Genomic DNA, 17,229 nt, shown 5'->3' with positions numbered 1-17,229 from the left:
ATCGGCGGCGCACTAAATCCTGATCCAAATCCATACCGAACTTGCACAAACGTATTGAACTTGAAAATCAACCCGCGCCGGGCGGCTTTTTCGAGGCCGGTTTCGTGCTGACCGCCGTGTTGCGGCCAAACGGCGTGGTCGCGGAAGTGAACCGCGCAGCCTTCGAATCCGTTCCGGTCGGTCGGGGAGCGGCTGTAGGCAAGCCGTTCTGGCAGGGCCCCTGGTGGTACGACGATCCCGCCAAACAGCAGGAAATCCGGGAAGCCATCGCCCGAACCGCCGCAGGTGAAACCATACGGCTCATTACCACGGTACGCAGTGCTGGAAACCATTGGCTACAGGTCGATCTGTCACTGCGGCCGGTGCGGGACGATACCGGCCGGGTGGACTGGATCTTGGCCGAGGCAGCCGGCGGTTACGACAGCCGCGCCGCCCAGGACGAACTGTACCGGCTCAATCGGGAGCTGGAAGAGCGCATCGCCGAGCGCACCGAGCTGATGCGGTTGATGATCGAGTCCTCCGCGGAAGCGGTAGTCACCATTGACCGGCATGGCATCATCAAGGAATGGAACGGAGCGGCCGAACGCATTTTCGGTTGGCCACGCGATCAAATGATCGGCGGCCGACTGTCCGAATTCATTATTCCGCATCGCTACCGGGAGGCTCACGAGGCCGGTTTGAAGCGCTTCCTCGCCACGGGACAAGGCACCGTACTCAACCGGACCATCGAGCTCTCGGCTCTCAATAGCGCCGGCGAGGAATTCCCCATCGAACTCTCGGTGTGGCCGGTACGCTGCGCGGAAGGGTATCGCTTCAGCGCCTTCCTGCGCGACATCACCGAGCGCAAGCGGGCCATGCAGGGCGCTGCGGAAACGGCGGAGCGGGCGCTCCGCTTCCGCACGGTGCTGTTCGAACTGGCCCGCATGGATAAGACCGATTACAAGGGGTCGCTCCTGCGCATCCTCAGAACCGCGGCCTACACCTTGGGTCTGGGGCGAATGGTATTCGGCCGCTTCGAAGAGCGCGAGGACGACGTGGCTCTGCGGCCGGAAATCATCTACCGCGCCGAGTCCGACGATACCGTACCGGAATCGGAACTCGGCGGTTTCGGGATGAGCGGATATCCGCAGTACTATGCCGCCATCATTTCCAACCGGCCGGTGGTGGCCAATGACGCCTGGACCGATCCGGCAACCGTCGAATTCCGCGACCATTACCTCGCACCCCTGGGGATCACCTCCATGCTCGACGTCCCGGTATGGCTGGACGGGCGGGTCGTGGCGGTGGTTTGCCACGAGCACATGGGAACTGCGCGTACATGGACCGCCGAGGAAGTCGGTTTTGCCCTGTCCATCGGCAATTTGGTGGCGCTCACCCTCGAAGCCGCAAACCGGACCCAGGCGGAAGCGGACCTTCGCCAGGCCGAGGCCGAAGTGCGGAAAGCGTTGGCGCGGGAGCAGGAACTCAACGAACTCAAATCCCGCTTCGTGTCCATGACCTCCCACGAATTCCGCACGCCCCTGACCGCCATTCTGTCCTCCACCGAACTGCTGGAAGCCTATGGCGAGCGCCTCGCCTCGGATAAGAAGGCCGAATTGCTCGGTATGATCAAAACGGCCGTCAAGAATATGACCCGAATGCTGGAAGAGGTGTTGTTCATAGGCAAGTCCGATACCGGCCATCTGCAATTCAATCCGCAGCCGACCGATGTGGACGACTTCTGCGAGCAATTGCTCAAGGAGGTAAGAACCGGGGTCGGCCGGGAACACGACATCGAGTTCACCGCGACCGGGCATCCCGCGCCGGCCTTGGTTGACACCCACATCTTGCGCCAAATCATCCTGAATCTGATCAGCAACGGCGTCAAATTTTCACCCAAGGGGTCCACCGTCAGTCTGGTCTGCACCCGCGACGCCGCCGGACTCGTTTTCGAAGTAGCCGACCGGGGGGTCGGCATCCCGCCGGAAGACCGGGCGAATCTTTTCAATACCTTTCACCGTGCCCGCAATGTCAACAATATCCAGGGTACGGGGTTGGGACTCGCCATCGTCAAGAAATGCATAGAGCTGCACGGCGGCGACATCACCTACACCAGCGAATTGGGAAAAGGAACCCGGTTTCTGGTGCGGATACCGTTAAGGGGGGAGCATGATGAAAACAATCCTGGTGGTTGAAAACGATCCGGCACTGAGGATGCTGACGTCGCAGTTGCTGGAACTGGAAGGCTATAAGGTAATCCAGGCGGAAAACGGCCGGCTCGCACTGGAGGCCATTGCGGCCGAACCGCCGGACCTGGTGCTGTGCGATCTTCTGATGCCCGAATTGAACGGTTGGGAGGTCCTGCGACAGTTGATGCAGAGTCCCGAAACGGCCACCATTCCCCTGGTTTTCCTGACGGCCAGCGCCGCGCCCAGCGAACGGGAAGCCTGTTTGAGCGAAGGCGCCTCCGGCTTCATCATCAAGCCATTTCAACACGCCGAACTGCTGCAGACGATCCGCAGTCTCCTGGTCGGCCCCGCGGAGTCGCAGCCATGAGACAAAGGCCGGAAATCCTGATCGTGGATGACGACCCTGCGCTGCTCAAGCTCCTGGCCATGCGCCTTGACCTCGAAGGCTTTGCCGTCATCGAGGCCGGCAGCGGCGAGGAGGCCCTGGCGAAAACGGCCACCCATCGGCCGAAGCTGGTGATTACCGATGTCCAGATGGGCGGCATGGATGGCCTGACCCTGTTCGACTCCCTGAAGCACATCCATCCGGCCCTGCCGGTCATCATTCTCACCGCCCACGGTTCCGTTTCCCATGCGGTGGACGCCGTACGGCGGGGCGTGTTCGGCTATTTGTCCAAACCGTTCGAGGCCGAGGCCTTGCTGGCCGAAGTGGAGCGAGCCTTGGAGCAGAGCGGGGCGCCCCCCGAATTCGACTGGTCGGACACCATCATCACCCGCAATGCCGGGATGGAAGCCGTGCTCACCGAAGCGCGCATGGTCGCCGCTCAGGATGCCAGCGTACTGATCACCGGTGCCTCCGGCACCGGCAAGGAACTGATGGCAGAGGCCATACACCGCGCCAGTCCCAGAGCGCAGAAACCGTTCATCGCCGTCAATTGCGGCGCGATCCCGGAAAATCTCCTGGAATCGGAACTGTTCGGTCATGTCAAAGGTGCCTTCACCGGCGCCGTCCGCGATCACAAGGGGCTGTTCCTAGCGGCTCAGGGCGGGACGGTCTTCCTGGATGAGATCGGAGACATGCCGCTGCCGCTGCAAGTGAAGCTCCTCCGCGTTCTTCAAGAGCGCACGGTGCGGCCGGTCGGGGCCTTGCAAAGCGTGCCGGTGGACGTGCGGATCGTCTCCGCAACCCATCGCAATCTGGAAAAGGAAATCGCCGAAGGGCGGTTCCGGGAGGATCTGTACTACCGACTGAACGTGGTGAATCTCTGTCTTCCTTCGCTACAGGAGCGGGTCGACGACATTCCGCTGCTCACCCGGCATTTCACGGCGCAACTCGCTCGGAAATACGGCAAGACCATCAACGGCTACGCCCCGGAGGCCATGGACCTGCTGCTGACCTGCCCCTGGCCGGGCAATATCCGGCAACTCCTGAACGTCATCGAAAAAATCGTCGCCCTCGCCACCGTCGAGATCGTACCGGCTTCCCTGGTCCAACGGGCCTTGCAGCGACAGGCCGGCGAGATGGTGTCTCTGGATGACGCCAAGAAGAGCTTCGAGCGGGATTACCTCATCCGCCTGCTCAGAGTGACCCACGGCAATATCACCCATGCCGCGAGGCTCGCGAAGCGCAACCGCAGCGAATTCTATTCGCTGCTGCGCCGGCACAATCTGGAGCCGGGACAGTTCAAGGAAGATTCCGAGTGACCGTTTCCCTGTCCTGAAGAAAGAGGCGCCAAAGGAATTGCGCCTTTTCAGGAACGGTCTGCTCACGTCCGTTCATCGCGGGCTGAGCCTGCTCCCGCCCCGAGCCCCTACTTTTTTGCTACTCCACTGCCGACGAGAATTTCCCGTGCTTTCAGCCAAACAGACGGGCATCGCAAGCAACACGGTTTGTCCGCTGCCTCGGACCCCGCACGGAATTTTCACCCACCCCAGCCCAACAACCGAAGCTTCGAATCAAAGCCTCATCCATCGTTCTGCGAATACGCAGATATCGACACCGGCCAACCCAACACTGCTCGAAATACCGAACTCCTGTAGGTAATCACAGCCATCTCAAACCGGCGGAAACCGCCGCCATCTCGACCGCGATTCATACCTCTGTATGAGTAGAAATACTTATGGTGTTTCGTACTCGTCATCCCATACTACGGAAATCGGAATATCGCTGGGACGAATGCAGTTCGCTCCGCGTAATCTTTTACGGATACTGGATCGTAGGGATGAAAGGACTATCATTTCCCGTACTAAGCTGGCTTCCTTGGATGGCGGGCCTTTTTGTGCTTATTGCTCCTTCGCTTCCAATACTCGGAAACGAAGGATTTTTGCGTCTTGACGGAGGCGCTTTCGAAAATTTTCAGCTTTTGGGCTTCGTCGGGCCGCTGTCGCTCATCGCATTGCTTGCCATTCTTGGCAAACGCTTCACAAAAACAAGACAAATTCCCCCACCTTCCCGGGAAGATCTCGAAACGATTCTGGAATTGTCACCTGCCGCCATCTGCGTGACTGAAAAGACCAGCCTACGTTGCGTCTATGCCAATCGCGCCGCTTGCGACTTACTCGGCCACCGGTTCGGAGAGCACAGTGAAATCGATGTCGAAGCCGTGATTGTAGAGGACTGCTCCGCTCAACTGTTACGCCTGGACGCGCTGACGTCCGGCGATATCGCGCGAAGCACGCTGAAAGTGAGGCACAAAAACGGAAACATCTTAACGGTCGATGTCAGCGTCCGGACGATCGACGACGGAAAGTTCGTGTGGTCTTTCGCCGATATCACGGAACAGAAAAACACCGAGGAGACACTCCGGAATGAAGTCCGATTCGCCGACGATCTGATAAGAAGTTTGCCCGGCATCTTCTATCTGGCGGACAAGGATGGGCGATTTCTACGCTGGAACGCTAATTTTGAAGAGATGTCCGGTTATTCGGCGGGCGAACTGAAACGTGCACACCCGCTGGATTTCGTTCCCGAAGACGACAAACACGCTTTTGTCGGGGACAATATCATCGAAATGTTCACCTCGGGACGGTCCCTCGCCGAATCGTATTTCCTGACCAAGGACCGGCAGCGAATCCCGTTTTTCTTCACCAGCACAAAAGCCAAACTGGGACAGAGCGATTGCCTTCTGGGTGTAGGCCTCGACATCACCTCGCGCAAAACCGCCGAGGAGCAGATTTACTACCTGGCGCACTATGACGCGCTTACCAGTCTCCCGAACCGGATTCTGTTCAACGACCGAATCAGCCATGCCCTGTCCTTCGCCAGCCGATATGGGCAGCAGTTTGCCGTCCTATTCGTCGATTTGGACTGTTTCAAGGAAATCAACGATACGCACGGACATAATGTGGGAGACCTCGTCCTACAGCAAGCCGCGCTTCGGATATCTCAATCGCTCCGCGAGAGCGACACGGTCGCCCGCATCGGCGGAGATGAATTTCTCGTGCTGCTTCCGGGAATTTCCGGAGCCGAGGAAGCCTGCATCGTCGCGGAAAAAATTCTGAGCGCGGTCGCTCGTCCGATCGAGGTGAACGGCTCGGAGATCGCCGTCTGCTCCAGCATAGGCATCGCGATTTTCCCCATTCACGGCACCGACAACCACAGCCTGGTCAAAGCCGCCGACGAGGCCATGTATTACGCCAAACGGACCGGCAAGAACCGTTATCATCTGAAGCGCGAGACTGCACCGCTAAGCGATTCGACCAAAAAGCTTTATCGGCATTATTAAGGGTCGCCTCTGCCGACCGACGCCAGAGCCTCGGACATGTCGATTCGTCCGGGACTGATTTGATGTCGATTTTTCACGGCTGGCGTTCATTCCAGCCTCCATAAGTCCTTCCCTTCCGCTTATCTCAACGAGCAAGACGGTTTTCTCAGGACGACTACACTTCTACAGTGCCGCCCCACAAGATAAATCAGATCTTTCTAGCCCTAGGGGTTGCGCTATTCGAGCGGAGAGTCCGCTCGAACGCCGCATTTCCGGTAAAAAAATAGTGACGCACCAGCGCCAAGAACATCAGGTTAAACCGATGACTGCCCAAACGCTCGTCAAAGAAGTAAAGACGCTCGCATCCCTGCCCGAAGTGACTCTGAGAGTGACTCAGCTCATGGAGTCTCCCGATTCGACCAATGGCGCGATCGGTGAAGTGATCGTCAACGATCCGGCCTTGACCGCAAGATTGTTGAGATTGGCGAACAGCGCTTTTGCCGGCGTGCCGCACAAGGTCGAAACGGTTTCCCAGGCGATTTCATTACTCGGTAGAGATGCCGTCCGGGATCTGGTGCTGGCGACGTCCGTGGCGAGTACGTTCAGGGGAATTCCGCCGCACTGGGTGGACATGGAACGGTTCTGGCTCAATAGCATCGCCTGCGGCGTCATTGCGCGCTCCTTGGCCTTCCGCTGCCGGATCTTCGAAAATGAACCCCTATTCATAGCCGGACTGCTGCACAAGGTAGGCAGACTGGTCTTCTACTCCTGCCGTCCCGATCAATACCGGAGCGTTCTGGAACTCAGCGAACGCGGCGAAGATGCCATCAACGAGGCGGAACAGCGAATTTTCGGCTTTACTCATGCCGAGCTCGGCGCCGAACTATTGAGAAACTGGAGACTTCCCGAACGCCTGCAAAGGGCCGTGGCACACTATTTAGAGCCCAACAAGGCTCCGGCGGATCATCGAAAAAATGCGGCGCTCATCCACGTGGCCAGCGCCCTGGCCAGCCATATCGAACCCAGCGTGAATCTGGAAGATGTGTTAAGCACCGAAAAAACGGGAGTCGACAAGGGCGCCTGGGAACTGCTCGAACTGTCCTTGGACACGGTCCCTAACATCATTCAAGATGCCTGGATCCAGACCTTCGAGGTTTTCGAAATCATCAAGCCGAGTTTCGCTGTCATACATTGACAGCCTAACGGAGATACGTAGTTTCGCGAATTCGCTTGTCATAGCGCATTCGATCGCCGGTTCTGCAATTGCGGAATGACGCGCAATACCGGACCATAAATGCGAGCGTGGACAACTCCTCCGATATCCCATGAATTCCCAGCGCAGCTCGTCAACCGCCATTTTCTCCAACATCAAAGGCATCCTGCTCGATCTCGACGGCGTGCTATACGTTGGCTCACATACCATCGAAGGCGCTCCGGAAACCGTAAGACGTATCCGCGCAGCGGGTTATCCGCTTCGTGTCATCACCAATACCAGCACTCGGTCGCTGGCTTCGCTGCACGACAAACTGGTGAAACTGGGGTTCGACATCGAATTCAATGAAATTCTGAGTGCCCCGCAGGCGGTTCTGCGCTACCTGAAACAACGTGGCTCCCGGCCTTGCACTCTGTTACTGGCCGAAGACGTAAAACGCGACTTCGCCGATATCGCCGAAGCGGACATCGAGCAGGCGGACTATATCGTCCTTGGCGATATCGGCGAAAACTGGTCTTACAACTTGCTCAACCGAGTATTTAACCGACTGATGCAGGGTGCCAAGCTCGTCGCCGTCCACAAGAATCGATTCTGGCAAACCGAAACGGGACTTAGAATGGATATCGGCGGGTTCGTCGCGGCGCTCGAGTATTGCAGCGGCGTCGAAGCCACGGTAATGGGAAAACCGTCTCCGGATTTCTACCGGATAGCGCTGCAGGATATGGGCCTGAGAGCCGAAGAAACAGCCATCGTAGGCGACGATGTCGATTTCGATATCGGCGGTGGCCAAAAAGCCGGGATGACCGGAATATTGGTCAAAACCGGCAAGTATCGGGAAAGTTATGTGAACGCCTCATCGATTCGGCCCGACAAGATCATCGATTCCGTCAACGAATTGCCGGCGCTGTTGGGTCTCTAATAGACATCACGAGGCAAAGAGTCGGTACGCCAGCGATGACCGATACGATACACGCCGGCACGGTCGCCCATTTGAGGGGCAATCCGTTTGCCGGAGAAAACACTCTCGAAATTATCGAGCGAGGCGCGTTGGCGATAAACCCATCGGGCCGAGTTGCCTTGCTCGGAGAACGCGATGCCGTGCTCGACGCCTTTCCGGAGAGCGAGCTTGTCGACCATGGCGATGCTTGGCTCATCCCCGGCCTGATCGATGCACATCTGCATTTCCCTCAGTTCTACGCGACCGCCGGATTCGGAAACGGTTTGCTGGACTGGCTGGAGAACACCGTCTATCCGGCCGAGGCTCGCTTTGCCGACGAATCCTTTGCCAGGGCGGCGGCGGAACAATTCATCGAGCGCCTGTTAACCTGCGGAACGACCACCGCCATGGTGTTCGGCTCTCAGTTCTACGACGCAAACCTCGCACTATTCGAGGCGGCCGAACGATCCGGCATTCGCCTGATTGCCGGCATGACCTTGATGGACCGGAACGCACCGCCGATGCTGCTGCAAACGGCGGAACAGTCTGTCGATTCGATCGAAAAGCTCATCGGATTGTGCCGGCACGCCCCACGGCTCCACTATGCCGTTACGCCCAGGTTCGCGCTGTCGTGCTCACCCGAGTTGCTGGAGCTGTGCGGTTCGCTGCTGAGAAGCCACCCGGAAAGCTACCTCCAGACCCACATCAACGAAACGCGCGAAGAAATTGCCGCAGTGCGTACCGCATTCCCCCAAAGGCGGGACTACCTGGACGTTTACGATAGCTTCGGGCTCATCACCGAACGCACGGTGCTGGCGCACAGTATCTACACCACGGAACCGGAAATGGATCGGATGGCCGAGACGGACTGCACCGTGTGCCACTGCCCCACCAGCAATTCCTATCTCGGGAGCGGCTTGTTTCCATTACGGCGACATTTACGGCGCGGCATTCGAGTAGCCGTAGGCACGGATATCGGTGCCGGTACGCAGTTCTCCGTGTGGCGGGAACTGTCCGAAACTTATAAAGTGCAGCAGTTGCAGGACTTCTGCTTGAATGCCGATCAGTTGCTCTATCTCGCGACCCTGGGCGGGGCAAAGGCACTCGGGCTTGAGAGTGAAGCGGGAAACTTCGAGCCGGGCAAGAGCGCCGATTTTTTTGTGCTCGATTACGAAGAGGACCAATACCTCGCTGCCCGACTAAGTCGCTGCGAAAACGCCGTAGAGCAGCTGTTCTCCCTATTGCAACTGGCGGATGAGCGGCACATAGCGTCGACCTACGTTCATGGGCATATGGCTGCATCCCGTAACGGATCGTAGCCGCAGGGTCACATTTTGGTAACCACGCTAAGGTAAGCTCATTTTTGACGTCCGAGACCGGATACGCAGAAGCATAGTAACTTTTCATCGCGACAGGTGCCCGTCATCCCCCGTCGCGGAACGGCTTTTCCGATGAAAGATACGTTCGATCAAAGCGCCCGCCGCCAAAATCATTCCTCCCATTCGAGCCCTGTCGGACCGATCTTGATCACGCTTGCCCATCGCGGGGCTCCCGGGCGAATCCGGGTCAAGGTTCGTGGACTCTATCGCTCGGAAATCATGAAGAAGGCGCTTGAAGAACTTCCGGCCAAGAGCCGGTGGCTCGACTCGGTCAGCGCCAATCCGCTTACCGGAAGCGCCTTGGTCCGGTTCAGACTGGATCTGCCGATTGCCCTCATCATCGACGAGCTCGAACTTTGTGCCCGTAGACACTGGAAAACCAATGCCGCGATCGGCGGACCCCGGACGAAAGTCGGACACCAGGGCACGAGGCACTCCAATGCGCTCAAGATCGGCTTTTGGAAAGCCCGGCGGGCTGCTTTTGGAAAACCGCCACTCCAAATCGTCGAGAATCCGGATTTAGAGGCCCCCTCCCGCAAGCGAGTCTGGCACGCAATCGAGGACGAAGAGGTGCTGACGGCCCTGGGGTCCGGACCGGACGGCTTGACCGGAAAGCTTGCCGCGGCGCGTCTTCTTCGTCACGGACCGAATACCTTGAGCCAGCAAAAACCCCGCTCGGCCATGGCGATGTTTGCGGGACAACTCATGAGTCCGCCGGTCGCGTTGCTCGGCGTGTCGGCGGTGATTTCCATCGCCACCGGAGGCGTCGCGGATGCTCTAGCCATCCTGAGCGTCGTGTTGATCAATGCCGGCATCGGCTATTTCACCGAAAGTGAAGCGGAAAAAATCATCGGTTCGCTGGCCAAGCTGACACCAACCCGGGCGCTTGCCATTCGGGATGGGGAGAAGACGGAAATAGCGGTCGAAAACGTCGTGCCCGGCGACATTCTGGTGCTCGAGCCGGGATCGTTTGTAGCGGCAGACGCACGTCTGATCGCCAGCAACCGGTTGACTGTCGACGAATCGGCGCTGACCGGCGAAAGCCTTCCTGTCGGCAAACACCACAACTATCTGGCTCCTGCGGACGCCCCTCTGGCCGATCGCAAGAATATGGTTCATCGCGGCACCGTCGTCACCGGCGGCAGCGGGACGGCCGTAGCGGTGTCGACCGGCCGCCACACCGAAATCGGCGTGATCCAATCCCTGGTTGGATCGGTCAAACCGCCGGAGACGCCGTTGCAGCGCCAATTGGACCATATGGGCACCCAGCTCGCGCTGTTTTCGGGCGGTATCTGCGCGGCGATGTTCGGCCTCGGCCTGCTGCGCGGGTTCGCCTGGCTGCAAATGTTGAAGTCCTCGATATCTCTGGCCGTCGCGGCCGTTCCGGAAGGCTTGCCGGCGGTGGCGACCACCACCCTGGCCCTCGGCATACGGCGAATGCAGCGCCACCACGTGCTGGTCCGTCAGCTGCCCGCCGTGGAAAGCCTCGGTTCCGTGAGGACCCTTTGCCTCGATAAAACCGGCACGCTGACCGAGAACCGGATGCGGGCCGTCACGATCGAAATGCCCGCAATCTCCGTCACGCGCACGAACGGCAGGTTGCTGATGAACGGAGAATCGTTCGATCTGGCCGAGCAGAGAGATCTCGAACGCTTGCTTCAGATCGTGTGCCTGTGCAGCGAAGTCAAGCTGGTCGAAAACGGCAGCGGGCGCCAGCTCGACGGAACGCCGACCGAGTCGGCTTTGGTGGAGATCGCACTGGACGCGGGCGAGGACGTCAAGGCATTGCGGGCGCGGCATCCGCTCGTCAAGACGGTACATCGGGCGGAGGATCGTCCGTATATGGTCACCGTTCACAAGAACACTGATGGAAAACACTTGGTCGCGGTCAAGGGCAGTCCGACCGACGTGCTCGGGCTGTGCACGCACGGGCTCCGCGACGGCGAGTACGTAGAGCTTGACGAAACGCAGTGTGCGGCGATCATGACACAGAACGAAGGCTTGGCCGGGCGCGCGTTGAGGGTTCTGGGCGTCGCCTTCGGATATTCCGAAGATATTGGCACCGCATCCGTAAGCCAAAACCTGGTCTGGCTAGGATTGATAGGGATGGAAGACACGGTCCGCCCCGGGATGGCCGAACTCATGGCCAAATTCCATGGAGCCGGAATCAGTACCGTAATGATTACTGGCGATCAGAGCGCCACAGCCTTCTCCGTCGGCAAACGCTTGGGACTGAACGGCGTTAAGGCTCTCGAAATCATCGACTCCACCAGCCTGGACAAACTCGACCCCGACCTGCTCGCGGGCATCGTGAATGATACGACAGTGTTCGCGCGGGTCAGCCCGGCGCACAAGCTCCGCATCGTCCAGGCGCTTCAAAAGGCCGGACACGTCGTAGCGATGACCGGCGACGGCGTCAACGACGGCCCTGCTTTAAAGGCAGCCGACGTGGGCGTGGCGCTTGGCGGTGGGGGCGCCGAGGTGGCGCGGTCCGTCGCCGACATCGTTCTGGAAGACGACAATCTGCACACCATGATCGCTGCCGTTGAGCAGGGACGAACGATTTACTTGAACATCCGAAAGAGCCTGCATTTCCTGCTTTCCAGCAACTTGAGCGAAGTCGAGATCATGCTGATCGGCACGGCGCTTGGTGCCGGCGAAGTGCTGAACCCGATCCAACTGCTGTGGATCAACCTATTGACCGACATCCTGCCCGGCCTCGGATTGGCGCTCGAGCCGCCCGAGCAGGACGTGCTGAAACAGGCGCCCCGCAGCCCAACCGAGCCAATCATCCGCCGCGCCGATGCCGCCAGATTGATGCGTGAATCACTGCTTCTCTCCGGCGGCGCCATGGCTGTTTACGGATATAGCGTTGCCCGGTATGGCTTGGGGCCAAAAGCGGGCACCGGCGCCTTTATGACTATCACGCTCGGTCAGTTGCTCCACGCCATCAGTTGCCGGTCCGAGCGCACCGGCGTGTTCGATAGGGAGAAACGGCCAACCAACCGGCTATTGAGTGCGGCTTTGTTCGGTTCAGCCGCTCTTCAAATCGGCGCGGCCTTTTTGCCTCCGTTGCGCAATTTGCTCCGACTTTCGCCCATCGGCGCCCTCGATTGGGTCGCGATCGGGGCCGGAGCAACCACGCCGTTTTTAATCAATGAGGGGATTAAACGGTTAAAAACCGACTCGCAACAAAAGGAGCGGCGATCATGAAAAAGAGCTTTTTGTTCACTTCGGAATCGGTGGCCGAAGGGCACCCCGATCGGTTATGCGACACCATCAGCGACGCGATTGTTGACCGGTTTCTCCAGCAGGATCCTTACTCTCATATCGTGACCGAATGCGCCTTGTCGAAAGGAATCGTGTTCGTCGCCGCCCGCTTTGCTTCGAAAGCGACCGTGGACATTCCGGATCTGGCGCGGCAGGTTGTCGGCGCGGTCGGTTATCGCAAGGAAGATTTCAACGCCGCCGAATGCACCGTGGTCACCAGCCTTATGGCGCAACCTCTCGATCAACGGTATGAATGGGACGAGCGGGAATTGACCGACAAGGAGCTCGACCGAATCACCGTCCGCAATCAAATCACTCAGTTCGGTTTCGCCTGCAATCAGACGACCGAGCTGATGCCGTTTCCGATTACCATGGCCAACCGCTTGGCCCGGCAACTGACCGTGGCGCGCGAGAACAAAACCGTTTCCTACTTATCGCCCGACTGTACCACGCAGGTCGGCGTGGAATTCGAAAGCGGCAGACCGAACAGGATTCACAGCATTACCCTGATCGCGGGGCCTCATGGGGGCGATCAAATCGACGCAGCCCAGCTTCGCGCCGATCTTCTCGACCACGTTATCAATCCCGCTTTTGCGAACGAATCGATTCGGCCGGACGATCAGACAGACATCTTCATCAATCCGCGCGGCACTTTCCCGAAAAGCGGCCCCGCCGCACACTCGGGCATGACCGGACGAAAGACAGCGAGTGATACCTACGGCGGTTACGCGCGGCATTCCGGATCGGCCTTGTCCGGCAAAGACCCCTGCCGTATCGACCGCGTCGGCGCCTATGCCGCACGCTACGCCGCCAAAAACGTTGTAGCGGCCGGGCTCGCCGACGAATGCGAAGTCCAGCTGAGCTACACGATCGGGCAGTCCAGGCCGGTCAGCATTCAAGTGTCGGCATTCGGTACCGGCAGCGTCGACGAAAATACGATCAAGAACAGACTCGAAGAATGCATCGATTTCCGGCTAGGAGCGATCATCCGGAAATTCGGACTTCGCTACTTGCCCGCGCAATACAAAGGGATGTTTTACCGGATGCTACCGGCACACGGCCACATGGGCGCGTCATTCACCGAACTGCCTTGGGAACGCATTGATATCGAGAGCAAGCTCCGCTGATCGGCATCAGACAAGCGCAGGCTTGTTCCCGCGCTTGACCCCGCGAGCACAATGCCCACCTATTTTCGGGTAAGATGTCGGCATACAACTGCCTAGTATCTTTTCCGACACCTATCCCCCACTACCGTTGATGATTCGCGCAGCCAACTTGGACGATCTGGACGCCCTCGTTCGGATCGAAGACCGATGTTTCGATACGGACCGTATTTCCCGGCGCAACTTCCGGTATCTCCTTACCAAGGCGAATGCGGCGACCCTCGTGGATGATCATGACGGGGTGATTCGCGGATATTCGATGGTGCTATTCCATACCGGCACCTCGCTGGCGCGCCTGTATTCCTACGCGGTCGACCCGCCGTATCGCAGCCAGGGCATAGGCCGGACTCTGGTAATAGCCTCCGAAGAATTGGCCCTGGACCGCGAATGCGTGACCTTGCGGCTCGAAGTTCGGCGCGATAATCGACCTTCGATCAAACTGTTTGAAAATCTCGGCTATCGTTATCTGGAAAGCGTTCCCGACTACTACGAAGACCACGCCTCGGCCTTGCGGTTCGAGAAAATGCTGGCACCTCATTTGAATCCGGAACTGGCTCGGGTGCCGTATTACCAGCAGACTCTCGATTTCACCTGCGGTCCGGCATCCCTGATGATGGCCATGAAGACCCTGCAATCCGATGTAGAGCTGGACCGAAAACTCGAGTTGCGGCTATGGCGCGAATCGACCACTGTTTTCATGACCTCCGGGCACGGCGGGTGCGGGCCTTATGGACTCGCGCTTTCGGCGTTTCACCGCGGGTTCGATGTCGAGGTTTATGTCAATGATGAAGGCGCGCTTTTCATTACCTCGGTACGTGATCCAGAGAAACGGGTGGTGATGCAGGTCGTACAGGAGGATTTTTTGGATGAACTGAAAAGACTACCGGTCAAGATCGTGTATGCCGCCCTCAACTGCAATGAGTTGCAGGAAAAAATGGAGCAAGGCGGCATACCGGTTGTGCTGATCAGTTCCTATCGTCTTTATCAGGAAAAGTTTCCCCACTGGATCGTGGTGACAGGCTTCGACGAACATTATTTTTACGTGCACGATCCCTATGTCGATTATTCAGCCGGAAAGACAGCCACCGACTGCATCAACATGCCCATTCTCAAGACCGATTTTCAACGCATGGCCCGCTACGGAAAAACCGGACAAAAGTCTGTACTGATCCTTCGCAAATCAAAGTCGCGCCGGCGCCACTGATATGTCCGTCCACATCGTCGTTGTCGAGAGTCTAAAGGACTGGCAGCCGGACTATCCGCGCGTGCCCGTGGTTGCAGCCTGCGATTATTTATCGAAGGCCGAGTACCTAAAAACGAAGGATGTCCGCGTCATCAATTTGTGCCGCAGTTATCGTTACTTAAGCATGGGGTATTTTTGCTCTTTGCTGGCGGAGCCGCGCAGCCATCGGGTCATTCCAACCGTGAGAACCCTCACCAGCCTCAGCAGTAAATCCATTTACAGCCTTAACATCGAGGATCTCAACGGCATAATCCAGAAACGCTTCAAGAAGCGCGAGAGCAAAATCGATGAGACCTTCGAGCTTCCGATTTTTTTCGGTCGCTGCGAAGATCCGAATATGCAGGACCTTTCCCGGCAGATCTTCGATCTATTTCAATGTCCGTTGCTTAAAGTCGAGTTCCGCTATCAAGGCAAGTGGCATATAGACACCGTAAAGCCGATGCACCTCACGAGCTCGATGTGCGAACCGAACCGGCAACTTTTCATCGACGGACTGAACAGCTACCTCGCGAAACCATGGCGGAGGCCCCGCGCCAGGAGCACGTCGCGCTATGATCTGGCGGTGCTGCGTAATCCCGCCGAGAACATGCCGCCTTCCAATGCCGGCGCTTTGCAAAAGCTCGTCAAAGCCGGAAAAAAACAAGGGGTCGATGTCGAACTGATCGAGAAGAGAGATTACGAGCGCTTGGCGGAATACGACGCTCTATTTATTCGCGAAACCACCAATATTGATCACTACACCTATCGCTTCGCGAGAAAAGCGCAGATTGAAGGCATGGTGGTCATAGATGATCCCGATTCCATCCTGAAGTGCGCCAACAAGGTCTATTTGGCCGAACTAATGGACGCGCACCACATTCCCACACCGAAAAGCAAAATTCTCCAAAAGGGGCACGTCGAATCGATGAATGGCAACATCGGCTACCCCGTCGTCCTTAAGATCCCGGACGGCTCGTTTTCTCGGGGCGTATACAAAGCCGATGACGAGCGTGAATTTAGAACACTTTCGCAAAAACTGTTCAAGGAATCCGATCTGATCCTCGCCCAAGAATTCGTTTATACGTCGTTCGACTGGAGAGTGGGCATACTCAATGGACAACCCTTGTTCGCCTGCCAGTACTACATGTCTCGTGCGCATTGGCAAGTCGTCAGGCACCGGTCGTCCGGGAAGGCCGTAGAGGGAAACTTTCGGACTTTACCAATCGAAGAGACCCCTAGCGCTGTCGTCGATACCGCGCTGGCCATCGCCAAACTGATCGGGGACGGTCTTTACGGAGTCGATCTCAAACAAACCGAGAACGGTGTCTACGTGATCGAAATTAACGATAACCCGAACATCGATGCCGGCATCGAGGATCACGTCCTCGGTGACAGACTCTATCAAATCATCATCGGCGAATTCGTACGCCGCTTAGATATCCGTCGCGAGAGCCGCTGAGCGATACCCGGATTCAAGGCAATGGATAGCGAAATGGAGCTGGCGAGAGGATTCGAACCCCCGACCGGCTGATTACAAATCAGCTGCTCTACCGACTGAGCTACGCCAGCAATGGATATGGATAAAACGGCATAAATTATATCACTAGAAGCCGGAAAGGAGTTGAAGGTTGTCTTCAGTTCATTCTGGCTCTGTAGTGAGTAAAATTTAGGTAAATTACCGGCTGGTACATTTTCGGCGCTAGCGTGGGCATCATTCGGAAGCATTTAGCCGGTAACCGGCACAAGCGATGCGAAACCTATGACCCACCGAGATATAGGAACCTATAGTCTTAAGGGGAACACCCTGCCCTCATAATAATATAGAGGGATAATCAGCTGGGCCCAAATAAGCCACCTTCCGCGTCATAAGCTCTCTAGGCCGCACACAGCGCACCGAGATCCGAATTAATCTCCGATCTAAACAAAGAAAAAAGCCCTCCTTCAGAGAAGGAGGGCTTTTCAGTGCCGACCGTCGGTCGTAAAGCCTCGAGGGCGCCGGGACCCGGCGCCCCCTTGGTCTTACATGAAGGACGGGATCAGCGGAGCGTCGATCTGGGTGACCTGACGGCCGCCCGCATCGTCAAAGAAGAACAACAGACCGGCAAAGCGGCTGTCCGGATCGTAGATGATGTCGGACAAACGATAGACTTCCCACGCCGCATCGCTGGCGGTA

At 57.7% G+C, this 17,229-nt stretch carries 12 protein-coding genes and 1 tRNA gene; 11 read left to right on the top strand and 2 right to left on the bottom strand.

Going from position 1 to position 17,229, the window contains the following annotated elements; all coding sequences use genetic code 11:
* Window positions 1-41: 41 nt before the first annotated feature.
* From B2A78_RS14535 to B2A78_RS14485, 11 genes are all read left to right on the top strand, one after another.
* On the top strand, window positions 42-2,174 hold the full coding sequence (locus B2A78_RS14535; RefSeq protein WP_077730730.1) for an ATP-binding protein: 2,133 nt from the start codon (window positions 42-44) through the stop codon (window positions 2,172-2,174).
* Window positions 2,149-2,535, top strand: coding sequence for a response regulator (locus B2A78_RS14530; protein ID WP_077730729.1), 387 nt, complete (start codon window positions 2,149-2,151; stop codon window positions 2,533-2,535). The genes B2A78_RS14535 and B2A78_RS14530 overlap by 26 nt, the downstream gene beginning before the upstream one ends.
* The gene (locus tag B2A78_RS14525; protein ID WP_077730728.1) at window positions 2,532-3,872 is read left to right on the top strand and encodes a sigma 54-interacting transcriptional regulator; all 1,341 of its coding nucleotides are present in this window, start codon (window positions 2,532-2,534) and stop codon (window positions 3,870-3,872) included. The genes B2A78_RS14530 and B2A78_RS14525 overlap by 4 nt, the downstream gene beginning before the upstream one ends.
* Before the next feature lie 620 nt (window positions 3,873-4,492).
* The gene (locus B2A78_RS14520) at window positions 4,493-5,893 is read left to right on the top strand and encodes a diguanylate cyclase (protein ID WP_168175436.1); all 1,401 of its coding nucleotides are present in this window, start codon (window positions 4,493-4,495) and stop codon (window positions 5,891-5,893) included.
* Between the two features lie 301 nt (window positions 5,894-6,194).
* Window positions 6,195-7,067, top strand: coding sequence for an HDOD domain-containing protein (locus B2A78_RS14515; protein ID WP_077730726.1), 873 nt, complete (start codon window positions 6,195-6,197; stop codon window positions 7,065-7,067).
* Between the two features lie 130 nt (window positions 7,068-7,197).
* Window positions 7,198-8,004, top strand: coding sequence for a TIGR01458 family HAD-type hydrolase (locus tag B2A78_RS14510; protein ID WP_077730725.1), 807 nt, complete (start codon window positions 7,198-7,200; stop codon window positions 8,002-8,004).
* A gap of 35 nt (window positions 8,005-8,039) precedes the next feature.
* A complete protein-coding gene (guaD, locus tag B2A78_RS14505) occupies window positions 8,040-9,341 on the top strand; it encodes a guanine deaminase (protein WP_077730724.1) in 1,302 nt (433 codons plus the stop codon).
* Window positions 9,342-9,473: 132 nt separating this feature from the next.
* The gene (locus B2A78_RS14500; protein ID WP_077730723.1) at window positions 9,474-12,614 is read left to right on the top strand and encodes a cation-transporting P-type ATPase; all 3,141 of its coding nucleotides are present in this window, start codon (window positions 9,474-9,476) and stop codon (window positions 12,612-12,614) included.
* Complete coding sequence (gene metK / locus B2A78_RS14495) at window positions 12,611-13,798, top strand: methionine adenosyltransferase (RefSeq protein ID WP_077730722.1); 1,188 nt, start codon at window positions 12,611-12,613, stop codon at window positions 13,796-13,798. The genes B2A78_RS14500 and metK overlap by 4 nt, the downstream gene beginning before the upstream one ends.
* A 130-nt stretch (window positions 13,799-13,928) precedes the next feature.
* Window positions 13,929-15,038, top strand: coding sequence for a GNAT family N-acetyltransferase/peptidase C39 family protein (locus tag B2A78_RS14490; RefSeq protein ID WP_077730721.1), 1,110 nt, complete (start codon window positions 13,929-13,931; stop codon window positions 15,036-15,038).
* Window position 15,039: 1 nt separating this feature from the next.
* Window positions 15,040-16,515: a RimK family protein gene (locus tag B2A78_RS14485; protein ID WP_077730720.1), complete on the top strand. Its 1,476-nt coding sequence runs from the start codon at window positions 15,040-15,042 to the stop codon at window positions 16,513-16,515.
* A gap of 34 nt (window positions 16,516-16,549) precedes the next feature.
* Here B2A78_RS14485 and B2A78_RS14480 read toward each other — a convergent pair.
* Both B2A78_RS14480 and B2A78_RS14475 read right to left on the bottom strand, forming a co-directional pair.
* Window positions 16,550-16,625: transfer RNA gene (locus B2A78_RS14480), tRNA-Thr, on the bottom strand.
* Between the two features lie 450 nt (window positions 16,626-17,075).
* A partial coding sequence (locus B2A78_RS14475) for a methane monooxygenase/ammonia monooxygenase subunit B (RefSeq protein ID WP_240502543.1) occupies window positions 17,076-17,229 on the bottom strand: 154 nt, incomplete at its 5' end.

Origin of the sequence: Methylocaldum sp. 14B, from assembly GCF_002005105.1 — a bacterium.
In the GTDB taxonomy this organism is placed as follows: domain Bacteria; phylum Pseudomonadota; class Gammaproteobacteria; order Methylococcales; family Methylococcaceae; genus Methylocaldum.
Note: the sequence above shows the minus strand (reverse complement) of the source record. Positions and strands in the feature narration are given on the sequence as shown.